At 45.8% G+C, this 25,963-nt stretch carries 25 protein-coding genes and 1 riboswitch; of the genes, 1 reads left to right on the top strand and 24 read right to left on the bottom strand.

From position 1 onward, the window contains the following. Positions 1-10: 10 nt before the first annotated feature. Complete coding sequence (locus AC5W2J_RS08110) at positions 11-289, top strand: DUF3055 domain-containing protein (protein ID WP_252315288.1); 279 nt, start codon at positions 11-13, stop codon at positions 287-289. A 45-nt stretch (positions 290-334) separates the two neighbouring features. On the opposite strand, the gene AC5W2J_RS08105 is transcribed toward AC5W2J_RS08110, so the two are convergent. The 24 genes from AC5W2J_RS08105 to AC5W2J_RS07990 form a co-directional block, all read right to left on the bottom strand. Next, positions 335-667, bottom strand: coding sequence for a YutD family protein (locus AC5W2J_RS08105; RefSeq protein WP_496058977.1), 333 nt, complete (start codon positions 665-667; stop codon positions 335-337). A gap of 58 nt (positions 668-725) precedes the next feature. After that, positions 726-1,637, bottom strand: a complete 912-nt coding sequence (gene lipA / locus AC5W2J_RS08100; protein ID WP_496058976.1) for a lipoyl synthase — start codon at positions 1,635-1,637, stop codon at positions 726-728. A 192-nt stretch (positions 1,638-1,829) separates the two neighbouring features. Continuing rightward, entirely contained in the window at positions 1,830-1,934 is a 105-nt protein-coding gene (locus AC5W2J_RS08095; RefSeq protein ID WP_120194430.1) for a methionine/alanine import family NSS transporter small subunit, read from the bottom strand. After that, positions 1,934-3,463 (bottom strand): sodium-dependent transporter, encoded by a 1,530-nt coding sequence (locus AC5W2J_RS08090; protein WP_496059642.1) that lies wholly within the window; start codon positions 3,461-3,463, stop codon positions 1,934-1,936. The genes AC5W2J_RS08095 and AC5W2J_RS08090 overlap by 1 nt, the downstream gene beginning before the upstream one ends. 262 nt (positions 3,464-3,725) lie before the next feature. Continuing rightward, positions 3,726-4,208 carry a dihydrofolate reductase gene (locus AC5W2J_RS08085; protein ID WP_496058975.1) on the bottom strand — a complete coding sequence of 161 codons (483 nt, stop codon included), beginning with the start codon at positions 4,206-4,208 and terminating at the stop codon, positions 3,726-3,728. Then, positions 4,205-4,999 carry a thymidylate synthase gene (locus tag AC5W2J_RS08080; RefSeq protein WP_496058974.1) on the bottom strand — a complete coding sequence of 265 codons (795 nt, stop codon included), beginning with the start codon at positions 4,997-4,999 and terminating at the stop codon, positions 4,205-4,207. Before AC5W2J_RS08080 ends, AC5W2J_RS08085 begins: the two co-directional genes overlap by 4 nt. A gap of 16 nt (positions 5,000-5,015) precedes the next feature. Further along, on the bottom strand, positions 5,016-6,413 hold the full coding sequence (locus tag AC5W2J_RS08075; RefSeq protein WP_496058973.1) for a bifunctional metallophosphatase/5'-nucleotidase: 1,398 nt from the start codon (positions 6,411-6,413) through the stop codon (positions 5,016-5,018). A 35-nt stretch (positions 6,414-6,448) separates the two neighbouring features. Further along, a complete protein-coding gene (locus AC5W2J_RS08070; RefSeq protein WP_496058972.1) occupies positions 6,449-7,273 on the bottom strand; it encodes a sulfite exporter TauE/SafE family protein in 825 nt (274 codons plus the stop codon). 65 nt (positions 7,274-7,338) lie between these two features. After that, the gene (locus tag AC5W2J_RS08065) at positions 7,339-8,205 is read right to left on the bottom strand and encodes a DUF72 domain-containing protein (RefSeq protein WP_496058971.1); all 867 of its coding nucleotides are present in this window, start codon (positions 8,203-8,205) and stop codon (positions 7,339-7,341) included. Between the two features lie 160 nt (positions 8,206-8,365). Continuing rightward, positions 8,366-9,763 (bottom strand): Fe-S cluster assembly protein SufB, encoded by a 1,398-nt coding sequence (gene sufB, locus AC5W2J_RS08060; RefSeq protein WP_496058970.1) that lies wholly within the window; start codon positions 9,761-9,763, stop codon positions 8,366-8,368. A gap of 65 nt (positions 9,764-9,828) precedes the next feature. Further along, entirely contained in the window at positions 9,829-10,278 is a 450-nt protein-coding gene (sufU, locus tag AC5W2J_RS08055) for a Fe-S cluster assembly sulfur transfer protein SufU (RefSeq protein ID WP_496058969.1), read from the bottom strand. Next, positions 10,265-11,488, bottom strand: a complete 1,224-nt coding sequence (locus tag AC5W2J_RS08050; RefSeq protein ID WP_496058968.1) for a cysteine desulfurase — start codon at positions 11,486-11,488, stop codon at positions 10,265-10,267. The genes sufU and AC5W2J_RS08050 overlap by 14 nt, the downstream gene beginning before the upstream one ends. After that, entirely contained in the window at positions 11,489-12,799 is a 1,311-nt protein-coding gene (gene sufD, locus AC5W2J_RS08045; protein WP_496058967.1) for a Fe-S cluster assembly protein SufD, read from the bottom strand. Between the two features lie 20 nt (positions 12,800-12,819). After that, positions 12,820-13,611, bottom strand: coding sequence for a Fe-S cluster assembly ATPase SufC (sufC, locus tag AC5W2J_RS08040; protein ID WP_496058966.1), 792 nt, complete (start codon positions 13,609-13,611; stop codon positions 12,820-12,822). A gap of 243 nt (positions 13,612-13,854) precedes the next feature. After that, on the bottom strand, positions 13,855-14,691 hold the full coding sequence (locus tag AC5W2J_RS08035; protein ID WP_496058965.1) for a MetQ/NlpA family ABC transporter substrate-binding protein: 837 nt from the start codon (positions 14,689-14,691) through the stop codon (positions 13,855-13,857). 16 nt (positions 14,692-14,707) lie between these two features. Continuing rightward, complete coding sequence (locus tag AC5W2J_RS08030; RefSeq protein ID WP_496058964.1) at positions 14,708-15,373, bottom strand: methionine ABC transporter permease; 666 nt, start codon at positions 15,371-15,373, stop codon at positions 14,708-14,710. Next, complete coding sequence (locus tag AC5W2J_RS08025; RefSeq protein ID WP_496058963.1) at positions 15,366-16,394, bottom strand: methionine ABC transporter ATP-binding protein; 1,029 nt, start codon at positions 16,392-16,394, stop codon at positions 15,366-15,368. The genes AC5W2J_RS08030 and AC5W2J_RS08025 overlap by 8 nt, the downstream gene beginning before the upstream one ends. Positions 16,395-16,560: 166 nt before the next feature. Next, positions 16,561-16,669, bottom strand: a riboswitch (SAM riboswitch). Between the two features lie 77 nt (positions 16,670-16,746). Further along, positions 16,747-18,003 carry an MFS transporter gene (locus AC5W2J_RS08020; RefSeq protein ID WP_496058962.1) on the bottom strand — a complete coding sequence of 419 codons (1,257 nt, stop codon included), beginning with the start codon at positions 18,001-18,003 and terminating at the stop codon, positions 16,747-16,749. Positions 18,004-18,154: 151 nt separating this feature from the next. Next, a complete protein-coding gene (gene gcvH, locus AC5W2J_RS08015; RefSeq protein ID WP_496058961.1) occupies positions 18,155-18,538 on the bottom strand; it encodes a glycine cleavage system protein GcvH in 384 nt (127 codons plus the stop codon). Positions 18,539-18,565: 27 nt separating this feature from the next. Next, positions 18,566-18,925: an arsenate reductase family protein gene (locus AC5W2J_RS08010; protein WP_496058960.1), complete on the bottom strand. Its 360-nt coding sequence runs from the start codon at positions 18,923-18,925 to the stop codon at positions 18,566-18,568. A 72-nt stretch (positions 18,926-18,997) separates the two neighbouring features. After that, positions 18,998-19,966, bottom strand: coding sequence for a hypothetical protein (locus AC5W2J_RS08005; RefSeq protein ID WP_496058959.1), 969 nt, complete (start codon positions 19,964-19,966; stop codon positions 18,998-19,000). Positions 19,967-20,159: 193 nt separating this feature from the next. Beyond that, a complete protein-coding gene (locus tag AC5W2J_RS08000; RefSeq protein WP_496058958.1) occupies positions 20,160-21,944 on the bottom strand; it encodes an acyl-CoA dehydrogenase FadE in 1,785 nt (594 codons plus the stop codon). A gap of 19 nt (positions 21,945-21,963) precedes the next feature. After that, positions 21,964-23,148 carry an acetyl-CoA C-acetyltransferase gene (locus AC5W2J_RS07995; protein ID WP_496058957.1) on the bottom strand — a complete coding sequence of 395 codons (1,185 nt, stop codon included), beginning with the start codon at positions 23,146-23,148 and terminating at the stop codon, positions 21,964-21,966. A gap of 19 nt (positions 23,149-23,167) precedes the next feature. After that, positions 23,168-25,555, bottom strand: coding sequence for a 3-hydroxyacyl-CoA dehydrogenase/enoyl-CoA hydratase family protein (locus AC5W2J_RS07990; protein WP_496058956.1), 2,388 nt, complete (start codon positions 25,553-25,555; stop codon positions 23,168-23,170). Between the last annotated feature and the right edge of the window lie 408 nt (positions 25,556-25,963).

Here is a 25,963-nt window from a genome sequence, read left to right as displayed (position 1 = left end):
GAATACTATTATGAGCGACCGTTTTTTCCTTCATGATGAAGAAGAAGAATCAAGCGTCCGATTCGTCAGCTTTATGGGCGATAATGATGAACGATTTGACCTGGCTCTTGTGTCTACAGAACGTTATTATGGAAAGCAGGTAGTCCTGGATATGCGTACCCAGCGCTTTGCCCTTTTAGGAGTGGATGACCTCGAAGAGCAGGGTCTTCTCGAAGATGCGTATCAGATTGATGAAGAAACAGCCGAAGAACTACGGGCTTTTTTGTTGGAAGCCATTGTAGAATATTAACATAACAGAAAAGAAAGCCTCCGCTGCTGCGGTGGCTTTCTTTTCTTATGAGTTTACTTCTTCTGTTTCTTCTGTTTCTTCTTTTTCTACTTCCGGCTTTTCCTGCTTCTTCTGCTTTTTGACTACAAAATAAGCACAGCCAAAGTTGCAGTACTCCAGCAGATAATCGTGGAGGGTGCTGATTTTCATATCGTAGGACACTTTTTTTCGTGAATCTTCAAAAAAACCACGCAGGCGGAGCTGTTCGTGCCCCCAGTCTCCCAGGATATAGTCGTATTTATGAAGCACTTCACTGTAACGTTCTACAAACACTTCTTCGTTCCAGCCGGACCTGTTTTCTTCGACCACTTCGTACGTATAGCCCTGGACTTCGACCATTACATTCCCTCCTTTTATAAAAACCGGCTCCCGTTGAAGGGAACCGGTCACATATTAATTATTCGGCCTGTTTATACTTATTTGCTTCTTCATGAACTTGTGCTTTATTAACCTGCTCATCTGCGTGATAGGACGAACGGACAAGCGGACCGGCTTCACAGTGGCTGAAGCCTTTTTCCATCGCAATTTCCTTAAAGTTGGCAAATTCTTCAGGAGTGTAGTATTTTTTCACTTTTAAATGCTTCTTCGTCGGCTGAAGATACTGGCCGATCGTCATAATATCAATATTATGCGCACGAAGATCATCCATTGTTTCAATAATTTCTTCGTCTGTTTCCCCAAGACCGATCATCAGACTTGACTTGGTTGGAATATCCGGGTGGATCTCTTTGGAACGCTGCAGGAATTCAAGAGAACGCTCGTATGTAGCTCTGGCGCGGACTCTTGGCGTCAACCGTCTTACCGTTTCAATGTTGTGGTTCAAAATATTCGGGCGGGCTTCCATCAGCGCCTCCAGGTTCTCCTGCACACCCATCATGTCAGATGGAAGAACTTCGATCGTCGTGTTAGGATTTCTGCGGCGCACAGCTCTGACTGTTTCTGCGAAAACGGCAGATCCGCCGTCTTTAAGATCATCTCTTGCTACAGCCGTAATAACAACGTGCTTAAGTCCCATCTGCTCCACTGACTCAGCAACACGCTCGGGCTCCTGCCAGTCCAGTTCATTTGGCAGTCCGGTATTTACCGCACAAAAGCGGCAGGCACGTGTACAAACGTCGCCAAGGATCATAAATGTTGCTGTTTTTCTTTCTGACCAGCACTCATGGATGTTCGGACAGCGCGCTTCCTCACATACGGTATGAAGGTTTTTTTCACGCATCATTTTCTTAAGACCCTTATAAGATTCATTTGTATTTAATTTAATCTTCAGCCATTCCGGCTTACGAAGATATTCTTCTGTTTTTGCCAAACCGCTCACTCCCCATTTTTTCCTCAACCTCATTATAAACCATCGTACCCTGTCAAAGAAGTCTTTGATATTAATACTTTAACATGTTCTATACTGCCTCGACAAATGTACCGTTTATTTTTCAGTTGATTGTTTTTTTCCTTTTCTGCATAAAAAAAGCAACCGCTTATAAAGCAAGCAGCTGCCTGTTATTTATTTTCTTTTGGAAACTGTTCTTGCGTACAGTAAACTGCCTGCAAGACCTCCCCAAATAATTACTATGCCTATAATCATCATGATAATCGCACCGGCTGTCATTATTTTTTACCTCCTTCATCTCTACGTGCTAATTCAGGTTTGTTTTTCCACTTGACCAACGAAAGAACAACACCAGCAGCAAGAGCAAAGAGTGCAACCGACCAGCCGCTGAAGACAATAAAGGAATTCGCGTATCCTTCATAGTTTCCTGTTTCCGTATCAAACTGACGGAACAGGTTCTGTACAAACAAGCTGAACATCATGTACCCAAGGATAATCGGCGTAATGATACCCAGACATACTCTCCACCATAAACCGACTGGAATATCAGATACGCCATTCGCATGCTCCTGAAATTCCGGAAGCTTACGGAGGAACCAGGCGACTACAATAACTTCCACAAGACCAATGAGTGCGACACCGAATTGGTTAATGAAGTAATCGGCAGCATCCAGGAAGTTAATTCCACCGTTTGTGGCGAAAATCAAGGAAATAAGAGCTGCTGCTCCGCCGCCTATGGCCACGGATTTCGCTCTGGAAATATTGAATTTCTCAGAGATTCCTTTTACGTATGTTTCCGAAATAGAAATCAGGGAGCTCAGTCCTGCCAGAACGAGCGACAGGAAGAAAAGGAATCCAAACAGGCCGCTTAATGCAGGGAACGCATTAATGATCTGCGGGAAGACAACAAAGGCGAGACCGATACCTCCTGCTACTACTTCATCTACCCCGACTCCTGCCTGCGTAGCCATGAAACCAAGTGCGGCGAATACGCCGATACCAGCCAGCAGTTCAAAACTCGAGTTACTAAATCCGGTAATAAAGGCGTTATTTGTAATGTCAGACTTTTTAGGAAGATAACTCGAGTAGGTGATCATGATTGCAAAAGCAATCGATAAACTAAAGAATATCTGCCCGTAGGCTGCCACCCATACCTCGCCGGATGTAATAGCGCTGAAATCCGGCTGGAAGAATGCCTGCAGGCCTAAAGCAGCCCCAGGAAGCGTCACAGCACGAATACATATAATTAAGAAGATAATGACCAGGGTCGGAATGAAAATACGGTTGGCAATCTCTATGCCGCGCTGGACGCCTCTAAACAGAACGCCGAGCGTGATGACCCATACGATAATAAGCGGGATAAGCACTCCCGGTACAAGGCTTCCAATCTGGCCTGCATCCGCCACCTGCAGGTATTCCCCAAATAGAAATCCTTCTGTGTCGTCCCCCCACGATTGATTGAGGGCAAAAACGCTGTAGCTCATCGCCCAGGCAATAATTACAGAATAGTAGGTGGAAATGACAAAGGCGACAAATACCGCCCACCAGCCAATCCATTCTGCTTTTTTGTTCATGCGGGAATAGCTCAGTGGAGCCGAGCCCCGGTATTTATGGCCAATCGTAAATTCCATGATCAATAGCGGAATACCCGCTGTTAGAAGTGCGATAAGATATGGTATGAAAAAGGCTCCGCCGCCGCCGTCATAGGCTACTGCAGGAAAGCGCCAAATATTACCGAGCCCGATGGCTGAGCCAATCGCAGCCATGATAAAGCCTGCTCTTGTACCCCATTGTTCTCTGGCTTCCATCATGTGTTCCCCCTTTGTTTTCTTGACTTTCTGACTTTCTGTATAGAATATTCAGAAAACATTACGCTTTCTTTTTAAGTATACATCGTCTCCGCTGTTAAAATATTTACTGCTGGAGCAACCTCCTTCCTAGAACTTTTGTCTGATAATTCGTTATTTTATTATAATTTTTATTTTTGAATTTGTCAAAATATTTTTAAATTGGAAAAAGCCTTCCTTTCGGAAAGGCTTTTTCTGCTTTATTTATTTCCATGCTGTTTTATTAAACTTTTTTCCACGTAATAAATCGGTGGGGATGCTTGTTTTTTTCATCAAGCACGCCCTGCTCTTCCTCAAGCTTTTCCCACTCTGCCGTATTCCACTCCGGAAAAAATGTATCTCCTTCAAACGATTCATCAATATGGGTTAAATACATTTTATCCGCGTACGGCAGGCAGGCCTTAAAAATTTCCGCACCGCCGATAACAAAAAATTCTTCTGCTTTTTCACCGAGCTGCTGTACTTCCTCCAGGGAATGAAGGACTTCACAACCGTCTGCCTGAAATGTTTTATTTTTTGTTACAATAATATTTTTTCGATTCGGAAGCGGCTTTCCAATCGATTCAAACGTTTTGCGCCCCATCACAATCGTTCCGCCGCTTGTCACTTTCTTAAAGTGTTTCAAATCGACGGGAAGATGCCACGGCAGTTCATTGTCTTTTCCGATGAGACGGTTCTGATCCATAGCAGCAACGAATGAAATCATACAGAAACCTCCCCTTTAATGTGAGGATGCGGATCGTAGCCGGTTAATTCAAAGTCATCAATCGTGAAATCAAAAATCGATGTCACATCAGGGTTTATTTTCATCTGTGGAAGTTCTTTTGTGTCCCTTGTTAACTGAAGCTTCACTTGATCCAAATGGTTGCTGTAAATGTGGGCATCCCCAAGCGTATGAATAAACTCATGTGCCTGCAGGCCGGTTACCTGGGCAATCATTTTTGTTAACAGGGCATAGCTTGCAATGTTAAACGGCACTCCGAGAAACACGTCTGCGCTGCGCTGATACAACTGGCAGGAGAGCTTGCCGTCGTTTACGTAAAACTGAAACAAACAGTGGCACGGGGCCAAAGCCATATCATCAATTTCTGCCACGTTCCAGGCGTTGACAATAAGCCGGCGCGAATCCGGATTTTCCTTAATCTGTCTGATCACATCGGAAATCTGGTCCACTGTCCGCCCGTTGGCACCTTCCCACGAACGCCACTGTTTGCCGTATACCGGACCCAGGTCGCCGCTTTCGTCTGCCCATTCGTTCCAGATGCGGACGTTGTTTTCTTTTAAATACTCGATATTGGTATCACCTTTTAAAAACCAGAGCAGTTCATGGATAATCGAACGCAGGTGAAGTTTTTTGGTTGTCAGAACGGGAAAACTGTCCTCCAGCGAATAACGCATCTGATAGCCAAACGTACTGATCGTCCCGGTTCCGGTGCGATCGCTTTTCTCTGCCCCATGTTCCAAAATGTGACTGCATAAATCTAAATATTGTTTCATACTACCTACCTGCCTTTTATGAGTATTTCTTTTCCAGTATGAATTGAAGCACGTCTCTCATCATTTCCGGCATAAAGTATTTCTTATGCCTGGCCTGGGACATCCCGGGATACAGCGGTCCAAATGTGAACATATCTGGAGCTGCCAGGCGGTACATTTTTTTGTTTTCAATGTCTGTGCCCTGAATCTTTATCTTTTTCACGTAAGACTCTCCACCCGCTGCGCCCATTTCTACGGTAATGCCGCTGAAGGCGAGCACGCCGAGCTTAATCCCCCGGAAACCGAGTCCTTTTAAAGGGAGATGGATCATCTTTTGGGTATAGGCCGCATGGATCGACTCTTTGAGTACGGCACCTGATATTTCAATAACCGCTGGATTAATCGGATGCGGACAGAGCCGGTGAATGTCTTCCTTCGTAACAGAGCCGGGATCCAGCGACTCCAGCAGAAGCCCCGAATTTATTAGAGCCAGATCCGTCTGGCACCAGTCCCGAAGGCCCTCCGCCAGTAAATCGGCAAAAGGAGACGGCTCGGTCCAGGAAACGGGAAGGGCCGACGGAATCCGGGCTATTTCCTCATGCATCTCTGCTTTTGCCTCAGTTTCCAGCCGGTTCAGCAGCGCAGCCGTTTCCGGGGAGGGCGGTTCATGGCTTACATCGACCGCGTACCCTTTTTTTGAAACTAATTCTCTTTTTTTCGTATCGAACTCCAGGTCCACCTGTCCTACATAATAGGCATTTTTTCCGCACTGCGCTACAAGCGACTGGTTAATGATTTCTGATTCTTTTAAGAGATGGTGAGTGTGGGCCCCGAGAATAACGTCGATATCCGGAAACGATTCTGCTATTTCTTCATCATAATCCAGCCCCATATGAGAAAGGAGAACAATAATATCCGACTGTTTTTTCACTTCTTCCAGAATACCGGGAAGCAGCACTAATGGGTCCTGGATATCCCAGCCCAGCTCATTGTAAAACGGGTAAAAAGGAATCGTAATGCCGATCAGTCCCAGCTTCACGCCTTCCTTTGTTTCAATGATGTCATAAGGAACCGCCCAGTTCGGCCGTTTCCCCTGTTCATCAAACAAATTTGCCAGCAGAACCTTAAAATCAGCTTCTGCATAGAGGCATTCCAATTCCTGCCTTGAAAAGGTAATCCCCTCATTGTTTCCTATCGTTACATGCGAAACTTCCGCTTCATTTAGAAGCTCCACGTTCCCTTTTCCTCTGGTGGCTTCTGTTACCATATGGGAGCGGTCGGCATGGTCGCCTATATCAAAAAACAAAGCTGTTTCCTTTTTTTTATCATGAAACCGCCGCTGCGCTTTTAAGTAAGAAACGGCGGAGGTCCACTGGGTTAAATCACTGTGCAGATCATTGGTATGATATATCGTGATGGGGACAATTGCTGACACCCTGCTACACCGCCTTCTCCTATCAACTATTCTCTCTACATCCCCTGAATACCCTGCCAGATCAGCCGAAAGGCAATAATAATTAAAAAGAACCTCAGCAGAATAATCAGGGTATTGCTTTTCAATCGTTTATTAATGGCAGCTCCAATAGTGGCTCCAAACCATGCTCCCGGAATGAGAGCAAGGGAATAAAGCCATTCTACATTCCCCAGTGATATATGTGAAATCGAGCTTACCATAGAGGAAAATAAAATCATAAACATAGAAGTCGCCACCGCCACGTGCGGGGGGAATCCAAACAAAAGAATCATCGCCGGCACCATCAGGGAGCCGCCGCCAATACCGAACAGACCCGATAGGGTTCCTACGGCAAACGCGATGCTCAAACCCAGTCCGAGCGAAAATCCGTATTCCTGCTTTTCTCCCAGTTCTGTTATGTACTCCCGCTTAATGGATGTACGCTTGACCGGCAGCGGTTTTAAATAATTGCGGATAAATAAAATAAATGCAATAAACAGCATAAACAAGCCAAAGATAATGAGAAATACATTCGTTTCCATGCCTTTATTCAGCCAGACGCCAAATAAAGCGCCCGGCCCGCTTCCTGCAAAAAAAATAAAGCCGGATTTCATATCAATAACCTTTTGCTTTGTGTACGAAATGGTAGATGACAACCCGGTGAAAATCATAATTAATAAAGAGGTGCCTACGGCTGTCTGGGGAGTTACACCTGCAAAAGAGGGAATAATGTCACTCATCACCAGCAGGGCCGGCACGACAATAATACCGCCGCCCAGTCCAAGAAGGCTTCCAAATGTTCCAGCCACGAGGCCCAATACGACCAGCAGTAACCAATCCATAGCATCCTTCTTTCTTCAGCTGCTTTTGCAGCTTATCCTGCATTCTTTTATTATGATACCATTTTTTAAGAGAAATCGCCTTGATCGAATAGGGAAATCTGGCGGGGCGCCAGCCCGTCGTACGAAATATCCGCCAGTTCCAAAAAACGCTTGGCGTTAGGTGCTGCATGGCGTCCGGAATTGTTATTAAAGACTACATAAATATTTTCAGATGTTTTCTCCAGCGTTTTCACGCGCTCTTTCCATTCATTCAGTTCAGTATCATTGTAATCATACAAGTAACGGATTTCCCGCCACTTTTCACCTTTGGCCGGCTTTTTCCATGCTTCTATATTTCTGCCGTGCAGACGTACAAGTGTTTTTTCTTTATGCGTGGGATGCATCACAATCGGAACGGAACCGCCTTCGATCTGCGGTTCGTCGCAGATGCTGTGAATCCATTCCTCGTCTTTCATAAATTCCAGCGTTCTTTCCTTGAACTCCGGTTCGAACCAGGACTGATGCCTGAATTCCAGCGCGCACGGAAAGGCAGCCAGCTGCTCCCGTACGTAACGAAGATACTCGACATTCTCTTTATTGCACTCGAACCAGGGCGGGAACTGGCACAGCACCATCCCCAATTTACCCGACTCCATGACCGGACGGACGGAATCTGCATAAGCTTTAAACATTTCTTCTTTAGAAGCAAAGGGTATCTCCCCCCGCTCGTGCCCTGTAATGCCCTGGTAGGCTTTTACAATAAAAGAAAAACGGTCCGGGGTGTCTCGTATCCACTTATCATAATTTTTCCTGGGCTGCACCGCATAAAAGGCTGCATCTACTTCCACCGTTGGGAAATGCCCGGCATACTCCGCCAGTTTTTCACCGGGTTTTATTCCCTTTGGATACAAAGACACATGATCTCCCCACCCTGTGAGTCCTGTGATAATCATCGCTGCTCCTCCTTCACTTTATCTGTATTCCTTTCCTTTCTCATAGCCCTTTTCGACGGAAAGAAAACACGACAGCGTGCCGTTTCTATTTGACTTCAACCGCCCGGCATATAAAAAACCGGCCTCTTGTAAGAGGCCGGTTCTAAGTGATAAGAAACGATTAACCGATGGATCCTTCCATTTCGAAGCTGATCAAACGGTTCATTTCTACAGCGTACTCCATTGGAAGCTCTTTCGTGAACGGCTCGATAAAGCCCATTACGATCATTTCTGTAGCTTCCTGCTCGGAGACACCGCGGCTCATTAGATAGAAGAGCTGCTCTTCTGATACTTTTGAAACCGTCGCTTCGTGTTCAAGCGTAATATTGTTGTTAAGAATTTCATTATAAGGAATTGTATCTGACGTGGACTGGTTGTCCATGATCAGCGTATCGCACTCAATCTTGGAGAAAGAGCCGGCTGATCTGCGTCCGAAGTGAGCAATACCGCGGTAGGTTACTTTACCGCCGTGCTTGGAAATCGACTTCGATACAATCGTAGAGGAACAGTTTGGTGCCAGGTGCGTTACTTTTGCGCCTGCATCCTGGTGCTGTCCTTTGCCTGCGATGGCGATGGAAAGGATTGTTCCCTTTGCGCCTTCGCCGCGCATAATAACAGCAGGGTATTTCATCGTAAGCTTAGAGCCGATGTTGCCATCCACCCATTCCATTGTGGCGCCTTCATCACATACCGCTCTTTTTGTTACGAGGTTATAGATGTTGGAAGACCAGTTCTGGATTGTCGTGTAACGGCAGTAGGCGTTCTTCTTAACGATAATTTCAACAACGGCACTGTGAAGGGAACTTGTCGTATAGACAGGAGCTGTACAGCCTTCTACATAGTGTACGGAGCTGTCTTCATCTGCAATAATGAGCGTTCTTTCGAACTGTCCCATGTTTTCAGAGTTAATACGGAAATATGCCTGAAGCGGGGTATCTACTTTTGCGCCTTTTGGCACGTAGATGAACGATCCGCCGGACCATACGGCCGAGTTAAGCGCTGCGAACTTGTTGTCTGATGGTGGAATCGTTTTACCGAAGTGCTCACGGAAAAGGTCTTCGTTTTCTTTAAGAGCCGTATCGGTGTCTTTAAAGACGATTCCCTGATCTGTCAGTTCCTGCTTCATGCTGTGATAAACCACTTCTGATTCATACTGCGCAGATACACCAGCAAGATACTTCTGCTCTGCTTCAGGAATACCAAGCTTATCAAACGTATTCTTGATCTCTTCGGGTACTTCGTCCCAAGATGTTTCAGAACGCTCCGAAGGCTTCACGTAATACGTAATATCGTCGAATACGAGGCCTGTAAGGTCTCCGCCCCACTGCGGCATTGGCATTTTGTAAAACTGAGCCAATGATTTCAAGCGGAAGTCCAGCATCCACTGCGGCTCGTCCTTAATTGAAGAAATCTCACGAACCACTGCTTCCGTTAGTCCACGCTCAGAGCGGAAAATGGATACGTCACGATCGGCGAATCCATATTGGTAATCTCCTAGTTCCGGCATTTTTTTTGCCATTTGAATACCTCCCTTAGGTTAGCAGGGGCTTATGCGCCCCTTGCTTTCGTGCTTTATATGCAGGGCTATTCGTTCTGCCCGTTTTCATCAATACCTTTTTCCATTGCCTTCCACGCAAGTGTAGCACACTTAATACGTGCTGGAAACTTTGTGACTCCCTGGAGAGCTTCAATATCGCCAAGGTCAAACTTGCCTTCTTCGTAGTCTTTTCCAAGCATCATATCCGAGAAAATAGCAGAAAGCTCCAGCGCATCCTCAATGGATTTGCCTTTAACAATATCTGTCATCATTGAAGCGGATGACAAACTGATGGAGCAGCCTTCTCCGATGAAGCTGGCGTTTTTGATCAGGCCGTCCTCTACCTCCAGCTGAAGCTGAATACGGTCGCCGCAGGTAGGGTTGTTCATATTGACGTGAAGCGTTTCGTTTTCCAGCTCTCCGCGGTTTCTGGGATTCTTGTAATGATCCATAATAACCTGGCGGTAGAGAGTATCAAGATTATTATGCGAAGACATCACCAAAATACTCCTTTGTTTTTATTAGCCCTTCGGCCAGACGATCCACTTCTTCCTTCGTGTTGTAAATATAAAAGCTGGCACGGGCAGTAGAGCTTACGTCAAGCCATTTCATCAGAGGCTGGGCACAATGGTGTCCGGCACGGATAGCAATTCCTTCTGAATCAAGGACGGTTGCTACATCGTGCGGGTGAACATCATCCATATTAAATGTGACCACACCTGCTCGTTCTTTCGGACCGTATATTGTTAATCCATCTACATTACTCAAGACTTCCATTGCGTAGCCTGCAAGTTCTTTTTCGTGTGACTCTATTGTATCAAATCCAATGCTGTTAATAAAATCAATTGCCGCTCCAAGACCAATAGCTCCTGCAATGATCGGGGTTCCCCCTTCAAATTTCCAGGGAAGCTCTTTCCAGGTGGACTCATGCAGGCCGACGAAATCGATCATTTCCCCGCCGAACTCTACAGGCTCCATTTTATTCAGGAGTGCTTTTTTGCCGTACAGCACACCGATTCCGGTAGGTCCGCCCATTTTGTGGCCGGAAAAAGCATAAAAGTCACAGTTAAGGTCCTGCACATCTACTTTGATATGCGGAGCTCCCTGCGCCCCGTCCACGACAATAACAGCGTCATTGGCATGGGCGATTTCTGCGATCTCTTTAACCGGATTCACGGTACCGAGTACATTGGAAACATGAGTAACCGCAACGATTTTAGTTTTCGGGCCGACCGCTTCTTTTACATCTGCCATAGAAAGCGTGCCGTCCTCGTTCATTGGAAGGTATTTCAGCTTTGCCCCGGTTCTTTTGGCTGTCTGCTGCCAGGGAATGATGTTGCTGTGATGTTCCATATAGGTGAGCACAATTTCATCATCTTCCTGCAGGTTGGCTTCGCCGTAAGACTGGGCTACGATATTAATCGCTGTTGTTGTGCCACGGGTGAAGATAATCTCTTCTACAGAAGACGCATGAAGAAAGTTCCGGACTTTCTCCCGTGCTCCTTCGTATCCATCGGTTGCCATACTGCCAAGTGTATGAACGCCGCGGTGCACATTGGAATTGTACTTCCTGTAATATTCATCTATTTTCTCAATAACAGCCAGCGGCTTCTGTGATGTCGCCGCGCTGTCAAGATAAACAAGAGGGTGACCGTTGACCTGTTCATTTAATATAGGGAACTGGCGACGGATCTCCTGAATGTTCATTTAATACACTTTCCTTTCGATAACCTCAGTCAATCTATCTTTCACAGCCTGGATAGGGAGCTCTGCAACTACCGGCTGAAGGAAACCATGAATGATAAGGCGCTCGGCTTCAAGACGGCTTAAACCACGGCTCATCAAGTAGAACATTTGAAGCGGGTCAATACGTCCTACGGAAGCTGCGTGTCCTGCCGTTACGTCATCTTCATCGATAAGAAGAATTGGGTTCGCATCTCCACGGGCTTTCTCGCTGAGCATTAACACACGTTCTGTCTGTACACCGTTTGATTTCGTCGCGCCGTGTTCAATTTTCGAAATACCGTTGAAAATAGCACGGGCGGAATCTTTCATAACGCCGTGAGTAAGAATCTGTCCGTCTGAGTGCTTACCGAAGTGAATGATCTGCGTCCAGAAGTCCTGAGACTGCGTGCCGCGTCCGATCGATACGGATTTCACGTCGGAGTAGGAACCGTCTCCTCTTAAAATGGTCGTGTTATCTGACAGCGTATTGCCGTCGTTCATCTGGCCTAAAGCCCAGTCGATACGGGCATCCTTTTCAGCAACACCACGGCGGTTCACATACGTAGTAACCCCTTTTTCAAGATGGTCTACAGCGCCGAAGGATACTTTCGAAGCCGGGCCTGCATAGACTTCAGCAATAATATTCGCCGCTGATTCCTGTTCACTGTTGAATGATACGTAGTTTTCCAGGTACGTTACATCACTGTTATCTTCTGTCGCCAATACAACATGGTTGAACAAGCCGGCTTCCGGATCTTCCTGGAAATATACGGCCTGCAGAGGCTTTTCAAGCTGGACGTTTTTCGGTACGTAAATGAATGCACCGCCGCTTAGAAAAGCTGTATGAAGAGCTGTAAGCTTATTCTCATCCACTTTTACTGCATCACCCATGAAATATTTTTTCAGCAGGTCGCTGTGTTCTTTCGCTGCCGTTGCGATATCAGTAAAGATAACGCCTTTTTCTTTTGCTTCTGTTGAAAGACTATAGTAAAGAGGCTTTCCGTCTCTTACAACAAGAAGGTTCTGGTCTTCTTCTGTCACGTTAATAAGCTTTTGAACATCTGCATGAAGATCAGAAAGGCTTGAAACGGTGCCTGCTTCTGTTCCTACGTGCTTAAACTCCGTGAAGTTCCATTTGGTAATCTTTGTTTTTTCCGGCTTCGGAAGTTCGAGTTTCTCAATTAGGCGAAAAGCCGTAAGCCTTTCTTCTTTGAGCCACTCCGGTTCTTCTCTTTGTTCGGAAAATTCTTTGACGTACTGTTCATCGAACGTCCATTTTGTTTCTACTGACATAAGATAGTGACCTCCCTTCTTTACGCTTTCTGTTGGTTTCCAACTCTTTCGTCTTCGATGCCCAGTTCTTCTTTGATCCAGTCATAACCGTCTGCCTCAAGGCGTTCTGCAAGCTCCGCTCCACCTGATTTAACGATACGTCCCTGCATCATTACGTGTACTCTGTCCGGTGTAATGTAATTGAGAAGACGCTGGTAGTGAGTGATAATAAGGCAGCCAAAGCTTTCGTTTTTCATTTCATTGATTCCGTTGGATACAACACGAAGGGCGTCAATATCAAGACCGGAGTCAATTTCATCAAGAATTGCAATTTTCGGCTCCAGCATAAGAAGCTGAAGAATTTCATTACGCTTTTTCTCTCCGCCGGAGAAACCTTCGTTCAGGTAACGCTGGGAAAATGCCTGATTCATTTCAAGCTTATCCATTTTTTCGTCCATCTTGCGGATAAACTTCATTAGGGAAATCTCGTCGCCCTCTTCGCGCTTTGAATTAATAGCAGAGCGCATAAAGTCTGCGTTTGTTACGCCGCTGATTTCGCTTGGGTACTGCATTGCAAGGAACAAGCCGGCTTTAGCACGCTCATCCACTTCCATTTCCAATACGTCTTCGCCATCAAGAATGACGCTTCCGTGAGTGATTTCATACTTTGGGTGACCCATGATAGCAGAAGCCAATGTAGACTTACCGGTACCGTTTGGTCCCATGATAGCGTGGATTTCCCCGCCTTTTATTTCAAGGTTGAAGTGCTTGATGATTTCTGAGCCTTCTATTTCAACCGTTAGATCTTCGATTTTAAGAGTAGATGCTGACATTAAAAAAACCTCCATTAACTTTATTTTAACCACAGAAAGTGGTTTCTCATTCTCACTTTATTATCATTATCAGTTTATAACAAATGTAAACAGAGTTCAAGAAACACACTTTACTTTATCCGAACGGAATACAAAAAGGAGGACTGCCTAAAAGCTTTCTCTTTCAGGATAGCCCCCCTTATTGTTTTTAGTATAACAAACTAGATTGCTTTGTTAAAACATAAACTGTTAAGGAACAGTATTTTATTCAGCGTTCTCGCCCTCAGCAGGAAGAACCGCGCCTTCGTATTCATCTTCAATAAATGACTTCACTTCATCGGAATGAAGTACATCCACCAGCGTCTGGATTTCTTCACGATCTTCGTCGCCGCTGCGTACCGCTATAATATTTGCGTAAGGATTGTCCTCAGCGCTTTCAATAGCGATAGCGTCTTCGCTAGGGCTCAGGTCGCTGTCGAGTGCATAGTTGGAGTTAATAAATACGGCATCGCCTTCGCCGTTCTGGTAAGCCTGGGGAAGCGTCGCTGCTTCTACATTGGCACTGAACTGAATGTCTTTTGGATTTTCTGCAATGTCATCCAACGTTGCTTCAATGCCGGCATCTTCTTCCATTGTAATAACGCCTTCGTCTTCAAGCATGCTCAGGATACGGCCGTGGTCAGCAACAGAGCTGCTCATGATCACTTCAGCACCTTCAGGCAGTTCCTCGAGGCTGTCATAATCCTGGGAATATACGCCCATTGGCTCTATATGAATTGCACCGGCATCGGCGAAGTCATAGTCATTTTCTTCAATCTGCGATTCAAAGTAAGGCACGTGCTGGAAATAGTTAGCGTCAATTTCCTCTTCTGCGAGTGCCTGGTTCGGCACGATGTAGTCGTTAAATGTTTCAATCTGCAGGTCCACGCCTTCTTCTTCAAGCTGATCGGAAGCAAATTCCAGAATTTCTGCGTGAGGTACGTTGGAAGCACCTACCGTAAGCGTCGTTGGTTCTTCTTCTGAACCTGATTCTTCGCCGCCTCCGCAGGCTGCCAATACAATTGTTAATGATAATGCTGAAAGCATCCAAACCTTTTTCATTTTACTTTCTCCCCTTTTATCTTTTATCTATTCTGTATATAATTCTGTCGCCAATCCACTGCAGGATCATAACAATCACGAGAATGGCGGCAGTTGCTACTAATGTGACATCTGAATTGTTACGCTGGAACCCTTCCCGGAAAGCAAGGTCACCAAGGCCGCCGGCTCCGATAACACCAGCCATGGCCGTATAGCTTACAAGCGTGATAGCTGTAACCGTAATACCGGATATCAAGGCAGGTAGAGATTCAGGAATCAGGACCTTAAAGATAATGTGCCACTGATTAGCTCCCATCGACTGCGCAGCCTCAATGACTCCTTTATCAACTTCGCGAAGACCAATTTCTACAAGCCTTGCATAAAACGGGGCTGCCCCTATTACTAAAGCAGGAAGCGCCGCGCTCGGGCCAAGCATCGTTCCGACAATAAAAGTCGTAAACGGAACGAGCAGAATAATTAATATAATAAATGGAATGGAACGGAAGACGTTTACTATTGCCGCCGCTGCCAGATGAATCGGATTATTTTCCCACATGTTCCCTTTGTCTGTCATATAAAGAACAAGACCAAGCAGAACACCTAAAATAAAAGTGGCCAGCACGGCCAAAGCACTCATATACAGTGTTTCAACCGTGGCTTCCCACATGTTGTCCCAGTTTACATTTTCAAATAGTTCATTCATGAGCTGTCATCACCTCTGTCTGTACCTGCTGCTCTTTCAAATAGGACAGCGCGTGGTCGAGCTGTTCCTGGTTTCCTTTAAGCTGCACGAATAACGTGCCGTAGCTTCCATCCCTTGTCTTGGAGACTTTGCCCTGCAGAATATTGACGGAAACGCCGCATGTCAGGATAAGATCTGTCATGATAGGCTGCTCCGCTTCTTCGCCGAGAAAAGAAATTTTAACAATAGGATTGTCGTCACCGGTCTTCATTAATTCCCGGATTGCTTCCATCGTTTCTTCCGGCTCGGTAATCTGTTTGACAAATTCTTTCGTCATTTCTTCACGGGGCTGCCTGAACACATCCAGAACCTGCCCTTCCTCTACTACTTTTCCATTCTCCATCACAGCAACGCGGTTGCATATTTTTCGGATTACGTGCATTTCATGAGTGATCAGCACAATAGTCAATCCGAGCTTTTTATTAATATCCGTTAACAGCTCGAGAATAGAATCTGTCGTTTTAGGGTCAAGCGCAGACGTTGCCTCGTCGCAGAGCAGTACTTTAGGGTTGTTCGCAAGGGCTCTCGCAATGCCGACACGCTGCTTCTGGCCTCCGCTCAGCTGGGCCGGATACGCATCTTCCCTGCCGCTGAGACCGACAAGTTCTATTAATTCGTTTACTCTCGCATCTTTGTCTTTTTTTGAATGCTTCGCTATTTCCAGTGGAAACGCTATGTTCTCCCGGACCGTTCTCGACCAGAGCAGATTAAAATGCTGAAAAATCATGCTGATTTCCTGACGTGCCTGCCGAAGGGAAGCCCCCTGCAGATCGGCCATGTTTTTATCTGCAATAATAATTTTTCCAGATGTCGGTTTCTCAAGCATATTCAACAGACGGATGAGCGTGCTTTTTCCTGCGCCGCTGTAGCCGATAATGCCGAATATTTCTCCTTCATCTATCGTTAAGTCTATATTGTCTACTGCCGTTATATCTCCATTGGATGTAGAAAATATTTTCGATAGTTTCTCTAGTGTTATCATATGCCCACCCTGTTTCTTTTCTTTATTAACCTTACTTATCATACCAGATAACTTGGTCTTAGAACAGAATCTTTATTCAGCTAAAAAATACGTACTCCCTTATTTAACCATAAGAAAATACCCTTCAGCTTTTATCATAAGCAGAAAGGGCTCGGTTCATTCCTTTCTCTCATCTGCCAAAGCGGATGCTTCGCAGGAATTGGCACCATTTCATTACATGTAATGACGGTTGCCGGGCTTCAAAGGGCCAGTCCCTCCACCTCTCATGATAAGAGTGTTTCATATGTAGGTTATTGAGTACAAATCGAAGCTTAGCATGGGACTGCCCGGGTGTCAAATCATTTGCCGGGGCTTATATATCACTGCTCTGCGGGACTTTTCTAAACACGAGATAGAAATAAATGGACCCTGTTAAATAGAGAGCACACGTTAACGTAAATACCCATGCCCATCCATAATATGGGCCGTATAGGAGTACAATCGACGTCGATACCGGTCCCATTACAGCCCAGCCCAGCTGAAATACCATCTGCCCGATAGAGTTGGCAAGGCCTTTAATATTATCCCCTACGCTTCTCATCATTAACGACATCTGGATCGGGTTCCCTGCGTTCATTAAAGCCTGACGGAATAAAAAACCGATAACCGCAAACCAGATATTCTGCGTGTAGGCGGTAACAAGCAGAAACGGAAGCGAACTCAGCTGTAAAATAACTACCGCACGTACTTCCCCGACTTTCTGGACAAGCGTCGGGCCTATCATAAATGCTACAGCCGTCATACCCTGCCCTAAAGCCAGGATCAGGCCGACGGCGGTATAACTTACGTCAAAGCGGTCGGTAAAATACAAATTCAGGTACGGAATAACAAGTCCGGAGCCGAATCCGATAATCATCTGCGCCACGGCAAACAGGGCAATCATTTTGATACCGGCCCGATTTGTATGTAAAATTTCCTTAAAAGAGCCGGCACCGGTCTTCGTTACCGTCAGCCTGCGTTCTTCTTTAATTTTCAATACCGGAAATATAGCAGCAAAACTTAAACAGGCTCCTGTCAGCAGAGTAAGACGCAGGCTCTGCAGAGCGGAAAAGTCGAGCAGCATCCGGGCGCCGTCACTCATCAGTCCTCCCATGCCATTTCCTATGACGTTCGCCACCATAATTAATGCAAAATTAAAGCTGAATAAATGGACGCGCTGCTTTTCCGTGGAATTTTCAGCCAGCAGCGGAATGGAAGAAACCTGCACAAAAGACATAAACGCTCCTGTTAAAAACGCTCCCGCCAGCAGCAGGCCTTCTGCTTCCACGACGGAACGAAGAAACAGACTCACCCCAAGCATAAGGGCCCCGGCCATAATAACTTTTTTCCGCCCGATACGGTCGCTCAGCAGGCCGGCAGGAAGCAGTGCAATCGCTGTAGCCGTTGCCTGGGCCGCGATCACCCGTCCGTTTACATCATCCAGGTACCCGAGTTCTCTTATATAGTAGTTATACATAATCATAAAGACTCCCATGCCCATGTTGGAAAGCACGGAAGCGATTAAGAACAAACGTACATTTTTATTGTAATGCTTAAATTGATGAGTCCATTCCCTCGCAATACCCTTCATGATCAGAGTGCCTCCGTTTTATTTCGACAACCGAATGAAATTCACTCCTTTTAATATATAGAACATTGCCGAAAAAGAAAAGAGGGTAGTTTATTTCAAATAAAAGAAGCCCGCCTCTGCTTTAGAGGCGGGCTTCTTATGTAACCGTGATTTACTCTGCGCTTACCATTTTCTCGTAAGCTTCTGCAGACATTAAGTTATCGATCTGGCTGCTGTCGGATGGTTCTACAACAATCATCCAGGCCTTTTCATAAGGAGATTCATTTACAAATTCCGGCGAATCGTCCAGGGTTTCATTCACTTCAACAACCTTACCGCTGATAGGCGCGTATAGTTCAGAAACTGTCTTTACTGATTCTACACTTCCAAAAGGTTCATCTGCCTGAACTTCGTCTCCTACTTCCGGCAGTTCAACAAATACGATGTCTCCAAGCTCAGACTGGGCAAAGTCTGTAATGCCGACTCTTGCTTTTTCTCCTTCGGTCTTTACCCACTCATGCTCCTGTGAATACTTCAATTCCGTTGGTACGCTCATTATTCATTCCTCCAGTTTTCATTATCTTTACTGTTTCCACGTTTCCTCAAACAGCGCTTCTTTAAACCCTAATGTAACCTGGCTCCCATCTGTTACGATAGGCCTTTTTATTAGCATACCATCTGAGGCGAGAATATCATATAGTTCCTCGTTCTCCGCTTCTTTCACTTTATCTTTGAGGCCCAGTTCGCGGTATTTCTTTCCACTCGTGTTGAAAAATTTCTGGATCGGATACCCGCTGAGGTGATGAAGTTTTTTAATTTCTTCTGCTGAGGGAGTAGATTCTACAATATGATGCTTTGTAAATGGTACCTCCTGCGATTCCAGCCACTTTTCTGCTTTTTTGCAGGTGCTGCAGGCTGGATAGCTGTAAATGTCCACTGCCATGTTATGCCTCCTTTCTTCTACTTGTTAGTATAGCTTATCTTTCTTTCTGGTTGGACTCAATAATTAACAGGCTTAATAAGAGTCCACTCTCGTATATTCTACGGTCTCCGCATCCGGGAAAGCATCCAGGTTCAAGAAATAAAGATGCCCGTCCTCTCCACCATGGAAAGTAGTCACTCTCGAACCGTCTCCAACCGTCATAACATAATACCGGTTGCCATCCGCTCCGGTTTCCCAGGCCTGTTCGTAAAATGTAAAGCTGTCACGGGTACCGCCGTTTTCAATCCCATATTGAATCAGTTCTTCTACCAGCTGTTCCTCCAAAGTTATTGATTCTGTATCCGGCACAGCATCTGTTTCCGATTCGGAGTCTGCTTCTTCTGACGCAGATCCTATATTTGATTCACTGCCGGATTCCGTTTCATTTCGTTCGTCGTTCGGTTGATTTTCACTTTCTTTAAATGACCCATTTTCTAATTTGCCAAAAAATATTTCACTTGATGGCTGTTTCCACAAAAGCCTATCACTTTCTAATAGTTCTATGATAAGTGTAGATCCTGTTCCATAATCTACATCTCCTTCTGCTTTTATTACTCCATCATTTATGTCGATAATTTCATAATTGACTTCTGTTTTATCAGAATGAAAATCATCATCGTATATAACTTGAAATGTATTATTATCATTGCCTAATTTAACCTCAAAAAAAATAAAGTGTCCTGTTTCATCTTCTAAATTCAGCCATTCCCCTTCCAAACCAGCCAATTCCTCATGTTGTATGTCCTCTTTTTCTTCTTCTATCGTTTCTTCAGTTGATAGTTCCTGCTTCTCCTTCAGGGAAGCTGCCGTCTCATCTGCCTGTTCCTCTTCGCTGTTTTCTGCTTTTTCTTCAGTGGCAGGCTCTTCTACTACTTCTTCCTCTGTTTCCGGTGCAGCCTCTTCTCCCTCTGAAATCTCTGCACTTTCTACTTCTTCCGCTTCCGGCCCTGCTTCTTCCTCCGAGCACCCAGCTGCTAAGATGACAAGTAAACCAGCCGCCATTATCACCTTTTGGTTCATCCCCCTCTTCATTCAACCATTCCTCCCTTTTCGTTATCGTATATTATATACATTTTAACGAATTTTTACTTTTATGTAAATACAAAGTAATAGGTACATAATCATAAAAAGATTTTTATGTATAAGCATAAAAAAAAACGGACAGAAACTCTGCCCGTTTTCTTTTTATGCATTTTTAGATTACATAGCGCTCTTCTTTAAGCACCTTTTCTGCGATACTGCGCTTAATGCGGATCACGTCTGTCGGCGTGTGCCGCGTCAGCTTGCGGAGAATGGAGAGCATCGTACGGAGCGAATCTCCTTCTTCCATATGAATAATGGATTCTTTAGCATGGGCTTCAATACGGTTTACTGCCTCCTGGCAGAACACCTGAGTCAGCATGATTTTCATGTTTTCTTTTTCGGCTCCATTTTTGTTCATCGCTTTCTCTGTGCGGAGAATCGCAGATTCCATGGAATAAATATCGCTTACAATATCAGCCGAGTTAAAGAGAAGCTCCTGCTCCTGGTCAAGCCCTTTGCCATATTTCTGAGCAGCACTCCCCGATACGAGAAGAAATACTTTTTTGAGATTTCTAAGAAGCATTTTTTCCTGCTCGAGCGGCTCGGATCCCGGCTCTTCCGGCATCATTGACATGATTTCGGACTGAAGCTTTTTGGCTTCTTCTAAAAACGGCAGCTCGCCTTTCATCGCTTTCCGCATAATCGTGCCTGGTACAAGCAGGCGGTTGATTTCGTTCGTGCCTTCGAAAATACGGTTGATTCGGGAATCGCGGTAGGCGCGCTCTACTTCGTACTCTGCCATAAAGCCGTAGCCGCCGTGAATCTGTACCGCTTCATCTACGACGTAATCGAGTGTTTCCGATCCGTAGAATTTATTCAGGGAGCACTCAATCGCATATTCAGCAATCGCCCCCGCAACTTTTCCGCCATCTTCCTGTTCCGCTTCGCTCAGCCTGCCGAGCTGCTCTTCGAAAAGACCACCGGTGCGGTAAATGGAGCTCTCCAATGCATACGTTTCTGATGCCATCGTAGCAAGCTTTTCCTGAATGCCTTTGAAAGAAGCAATCGGCACTTTAAACTGCTTGCGCTCGTTCGCGTACTTGGCAGACAGCTCAATTCCCCGTTTGGAACCGCCGACGCAGCCGACACCAAGCTTATAACGGCCTACATTCAAAATATTAAACGCAATGATGTGGCCGCGTCCTGCTTCACCGAGCAGATTTTCTTTCGGTACGTGGGCATTATCCAGAATCAAAGTTCTTGTAGAAGACCCTTTGATACCCATTTTTTTCTCTTCCGGACCTGTAGATACCCCTTCGATTTCCCGATCTACAATAAAGGCGGAGAAATGCTCGCCATCGATTTTGGCATACACAATAAAGACGTCGGCAAAAGCGGAGTTTGTAATCCACTGCTTTTCACCTGTGAGCTTATAGTGGGTCCCGGCATCATTTAGAACAGCGGTTGTTTTTGCACCGAGGGCATCGGAACCGGAGCTCGGCTCTGTCAGCGCGTAGGCTGCAATTTTCGTGCCTGTCGCCAGATCCGGAAGATACTTGGCTTTCTGCTCTTCATTGCCGAAAAACACAATTGGAAGAGAGCCGATACCAACATGCGCTCCCTGGCTCAACGAGAAGGAACCGGCACGCGAGAATTTTTCTGTAATAAGAGTGGAGCTGATTTTATCAAGGCCGATGCCGCCGTATTTCTCCGGAACATCCGCGCCAAGCAGGCCGAGTTCCCCCGCCTGGGTTAACAGGCGGCGGGAGACGTCAAACTGATGATTTTCCAGCTTTTCTGTTTCGGGCACTACTTTTCCAACCACAAAGTCTTCTGTCGTTTTGGCAATCATTTTATGCTCGTCTGTGAAATCCTCCGGTGTGAATACCTGGTCTGCTGTTACCTCCCCAAGTAAAAACCCTCCGCCTTTTGTGTGAAGCTCTATTGTGCTGCTCATAATCTATTCCTCCTTTTTATTATTGTGGAAGCAGTTCAAACACACCAGCAGCGCCCATTCCTCCGCCAATACACATCGTTACAACACCAAACTGTTCATTGCGTCTGATCATTTCATGCATAAGAGACAAAGTGAGCTTCGTTCCTGTACATCCAAGCGGATGCCCTAAGGCGATCGCGCCTCCGTTGACGTTTACTTTTGTATGATCAAGCTTCAGCTCTCTGATAACCTGCAGAGCCTGGGAAGCGAATGCTTCATTCAGCTCAAACAGCCCGATATCCGACATCTCGAGTCCCGCCAGTTTGACTGCTTTAGGGATGGCCTCGACCGGCCCGATTCCCATTACTTCAGGTGGAACACCGGCGACGGAAAAACCATGAAATTTTAAAATTGGCTTATGCCCTTCTGCTTCGGCCTTCTGCCTGTCCATCAGGAGTACAGAGGCTGCACCGTCGCTCATCTGCGACGCGTTTCCGGCAGTGACAGATCCTTTCGGATGAAACGCCGGGCGGAGACCTGCGAGCGTTTCTGCTGTTGTGTCTTTGCGGATGCCTTCATCCATTGAAAACATTGACGTGGATTCTTTTAATTTATTATCTTTGCCTACTGAACGTTTTGTCACTTCAACCGGCACGATTTCATCGGTGAATTTCCCCTGCTCTACAGCGGCCGCCGCTCTACGGTGGCTTTCTGCTGCAAATGCATCCTGATCTGCCCGGCTCACACCAAAGCGGTTCGCTACTTCCTCGGCTGTATAACCCATGCCGATATAATACTCAGGCGCTTCATCTACAAGCGTTGGGTTAGGAGCGATCACATGTCCGCCCATTGGAATCATACTCATTGATTCCGCACCTCCGGCGATAACAGTCTGGGAGTGCCCCAGCATAATCCTCTCTGCACCGTATGCAATGCTCTGCAGGCCGGATGAACAATATCTGTTAATTGTGATAGACGGCACCGTATAAGGCAGACCGGCTAATGCAGAGATGCTTCTTGCAACGTTCATTCCCTGCTCTGCTTCCGGCATCGCGCACCCGATAATGACATCATCAATCGTTGACGGGTCAAGCCCGCCTGCTCTTTTCAGTGTTTCTTTTATCGTTAAGGCTCCCAGATCATCCGGGCGGGTGGCAGCGAGTGTACCTTTATTTGCTTTTCCAACAGGAGTTCTTGCTCCTGTAACAATTACTGCTTCATTCAAGGCTGATCCCTCCATTCATTTAATTTCTCAACGGTTTTCCTTTAGATAGCATGTGCTGCATGCGCTGCTGTGACTTCGGTTCTCCTACAAGACTCAGGAATGCTTCTCTTTCCAGGTCAAGGAGGTATTGTTCGTCCACCATCGTTCCTTTTGGAACTTTTCCACCGGCAATAACATGTGCCAGCTTTTCAGCAATTTTCAAGTCATGTGGTGAGGCCATGCCTCCAAGCTCCATTGTTTTTGCACCAAGCTTCATTGCGGCGTAGCCTGCTTCTCCGGACACGGCAACTTTCTCACGCTGCGGAGCGCGGTAGCCTGTATCAAAGAGATGATTTACCTGCTGTTTCGCATGATAAAGCACGTGGTCTGCATTCGTAATAACCGCGTCTCTGCCCTTTAAGAATCCATTGTCTATTGCTTCATGGCCGGACGTTGAGGTTTTAGCCGTTGCAATCGTTTCAAAGGTTTTAAAAGAAGCTTTCAGAAGACCGGCTGTATCTTTTGGATCCAGGCCTTCAATGTTACGCATGTAAAGCTCTTTGTTTCCGCCGCCGCCCGGTATAAGACCGACGCCGACTTCCACAAGCCCCATGTAAGTTTCCGAGGCAGCCTGAATACTCGCAGACGGCAGGCATATTTCCGCTCCGCCACCGAGCGTCATCGCATGAGGAGCCGTAACGACCGGACGTTCTGCATATTTAATGGCCATAGCCGCCTGCTGGAACTGTTTGATGACCATATCTATTTCAAAGAAATTATCATCCTGGGCTTCCATGAGAATCATCATTAAATTCGCACCTACACAGAAATTCTTACCCTGGTTTCCTATAACAAGGCCTTTGTAATTTTTATTTACTTCCTCTATCGACTGATTGATCATTTGAATAACGTCCAGCCCGATGGAGTTGTTCGGCGATTGGAATTCCAGCAGCGCTGTATCATCTCCGATATCAATAAGGGAAGCACCGGCATTTTGCTTAATGACGCCGTTTGACTTTTTAATCGAAGCGAGCGAAATCTCTTTTTTATTTACCTGCTTTTGCTGATAGGAGCCGTTCTCAAGGTAAGTGCCGTCATTTTGGTAAAAAGAGTCAATACCGCTGTCAAGCATGTGCTGAATCCACCCGGGAAGTGTTATTCCCTCTGCGGTCATGCGGCCGGCTGTCTTTTTAAAGCCAAGCGCATCCCATATTTCAAAAGGTCCCTGCTTCCAGCCGAATCCCCACTTCATGGCTTCATCTACTGCGACAATGTCATCTGCAATTTCTTCTTTCTTCTCAGCTGAATATAGAAGAACCGGCTTTAAGATGCTCCATAAAAAATGGCTGACTTCATCTTCGCTGAACACCAGTGTCTGCATTTTCGCTGCAGGATCTTTCTGCTGTTTTGCCTGCTCCATAACAGGTGACTTCCACTTTTGGCGTTCCTGGTACTCCATTGTGTCTGTATTCAGCTCGAGAATGCTGCTGCCTTCTGCCGTTTTTTCTTTTTTAAAGAATCCCTGGCCGGCTTTGCTGCCAATCCAGCCCTTTTCTCCCATTTCCTTCATAAAAGCAGGAGGATCAAATACTTCTTTCTCTTCTCCATCCACTTGGTCATGAACATTTTTGGCTACATGCAAAAACGTGTCCAGCCCTACAACATCAAGCGTACGAAACGTCGCACTTGTCGGCCGGCCTATTAGCGGTCCTGTAACAGCATCCACCTGCCCGAGTGATAAATTCTGCTTTTTCATTTCCTGCACAGTAACGAGAAGCCCGTATGTTCCAATTCGATTTGCAATAAAATTCGGCGTGTCTTTTGCTTCTACAACGCCTTTTCCGAGCGTATCTTCAGCAAACTGCTTCATCCCTTCCACAATGTCCCGGCTCGTATGCTGGGTTGGAATAATTTCCAGCAGCTTTAGATAACGGGGTGGATTGAAGAAATGAGTGCCGAGAAAGTGCTTTTGAAAAGACTCGGAGCGTCCTTCTGCCATGGCTTCGATGGAAATACCGGACGTGTTGGAGCTTACTATTGTCGTATCCGAACGGTATTTATCCACCTGTTCAAACACTTTCTGTTTAATCGGCAGATTTTCTGTTACTACTTCAATGACCCAGTCCACTTCACCGATGCGTTCCATGTCATCTTCCATATTACCGGTTTCAATTAAACTTAAATTGGATCTGGATGTTAAAGGCGCAGGCTTCTGCTTTAACAGCTTCATTTTTGATACTTCACTGAGCCGGTTCCTAACGGCTTTAGCTTCCATTGTTAACCCTGCTTTTTGTTCTTTTTCAGACAGCTCTTTTGGAACGATGTCCATTAGGATTACCGGTATTCCTATGTTAGCCAAATGTGCGGCAATGCCTGATCCCATCACGCCGGAACCAAGTACGGCTGCTTTTTGAATGGATGTTTTCATGATCGGCCTCCTTATTTGAATGAATACTCATTCATAATGTATGCTTTAACTATAAATGAAAGGGTTTACTTTAGCAAGCCCTTCCGATTGTATTTTTTATGGAAATAAAAAATACCTTCCTTCTATATAAAAAAGGCACGAAAACTGTATCTTTTTGTAATTCCATGTTTTATTTTCCGAATAATAGGAAAAAGCTTATAACACCGGAGGTCTAAATTTAATACTGAAGGAGTGCATCAAACCATGACAACAGATAGATACCCATCCCGCCACCAGGCCGAGGCATCCATTACGGAGCGCAAGGACCCTGTGGCGTATAGAAATCCCGACTTTTCCGACGGCCCGCTCACGAAAGCCGACGAAGCGTTTTACGATGAAAACGGCTACCTGCTGTTTGAAAACCTGTTT

This window comes from Sinobaca sp. SA16-1 (assembly GCF_059510515.1).
This window is presented reverse-complemented; position numbering and strand designations above follow the sequence as displayed.

Excerpts from the sequence above, each read along its gene's own strand:
- gcvH (WP_496058961.1), bottom strand. The coding sequence starts at position 18,538 with ATGAGCGTACCAACGGAATTGAAGTATTCACAGGAGCATGAGTGGGTA.
- AC5W2J_RS08070 (WP_496058972.1), bottom strand. The coding sequence starts at position 7,273 with ATGGATTGGTTACTGCTGGTCGTATTGGGCCTCGTGGCTGGAACATTT.
- AC5W2J_RS08105 (WP_496058977.1), bottom strand. The coding sequence starts at position 667 with ATGGTCGAAGTCCAGGGCTATACGTACGAAGTGGTCGAAGAAAACAGG.
- AC5W2J_RS08030 (WP_496058964.1), bottom strand. The coding sequence starts at position 15,373 with ATGAATGAACTATTTGAAAATGTAAACTGGGACAACATGTGGGAAGCC.
- sufC (WP_496058966.1), bottom strand. The coding sequence starts at position 13,611 with ATGTCAGCATCTACTCTTAAAATCGAAGATCTAACGGTTGAAATAGAA.
- AC5W2J_RS08020 (WP_496058962.1), bottom strand. The coding sequence starts at position 18,003 with ATGAAGGGTATTGCGAGGGAATGGACTCATCAATTTAAGCATTACAAT.
- AC5W2J_RS08025 (WP_496058963.1), bottom strand. The coding sequence starts at position 16,394 with ATGATAACACTAGAGAAACTATCGAAAATATTTTCTACATCCAATGGA.
- AC5W2J_RS08065 (WP_496058971.1), bottom strand. The coding sequence starts at position 8,205 with ATGATTATCACAGGACTCACAGGGTGGGGAGATCATGTGTCTTTGTAT.
- AC5W2J_RS08005 (WP_496058959.1), bottom strand. The coding sequence starts at position 19,966 with ATGGCGGCTGGTTTACTTGTCATCTTAGCAGCTGGGTGCTCGGAGGAA.
- AC5W2J_RS08085 (WP_496058975.1), bottom strand. The coding sequence starts at position 4,208 with ATGATTTCATTCGTTGCTGCTATGGATCAGAACCGTCTCATCGGAAAA.
- AC5W2J_RS08050 (WP_496058968.1), bottom strand. The coding sequence starts at position 11,488 with ATGAACATTCAGGAGATCCGTCGCCAGTTCCCTATATTAAATGAACAG.
- sufD (WP_496058967.1), bottom strand. The coding sequence starts at position 12,799 with ATGTCAGTAGAAACAAAATGGACGTTCGATGAACAGTACGTCAAAGAA.
- AC5W2J_RS08010 (WP_496058960.1), bottom strand. The coding sequence starts at position 18,925 with ATGGCAGTGGACATTTACAGCTATCCAGCCTGCAGCACCTGCAAAAAA.
- AC5W2J_RS08095 (WP_120194430.1), bottom strand. The coding sequence starts at position 1,934 with ATGACAGCCGGTGCGATTATCATGATGATTATAGGCATAGTAATTATT.
- AC5W2J_RS07990 (WP_496058956.1), bottom strand. The coding sequence starts at position 25,555 with ATGAAAACATCCATTCAAAAAGCAGCCGTACTTGGTTCCGGCGTGATG.
- AC5W2J_RS08035 (WP_496058965.1), bottom strand. The coding sequence starts at position 14,691 with ATGAAAAAGGTTTGGATGCTTTCAGCATTATCATTAACAATTGTATTG.
- AC5W2J_RS08110 (WP_252315288.1), top strand. The coding sequence starts at position 11 with ATGAGCGACCGTTTTTTCCTTCATGATGAAGAAGAAGAATCAAGCGTC.
- AC5W2J_RS08000 (WP_496058958.1), bottom strand. The coding sequence starts at position 21,944 with ATGAGCAGCACAATAGAGCTTCACACAAAAGGCGGAGGGTTTTTACTT.
- AC5W2J_RS08080 (WP_496058974.1), bottom strand. The coding sequence starts at position 4,999 with ATGAAACAATATTTAGATTTATGCAGTCACATTTTGGAACATGGGGCA.
- AC5W2J_RS08090 (WP_496059642.1), bottom strand. The coding sequence starts at position 3,463 with ATGGAAGCCAGAGAACAATGGGGTACAAGAGCAGGCTTTATCATGGCT.
- sufU (WP_496058969.1), bottom strand. The coding sequence starts at position 10,278 with ATGTCTTCGCATAATAATCTTGATACTCTCTACCGCCAGGTTATTATG.
- sufB (WP_496058970.1), bottom strand. The coding sequence starts at position 9,763 with ATGGCAAAAAAAATGCCGGAACTAGGAGATTACCAATATGGATTCGCC.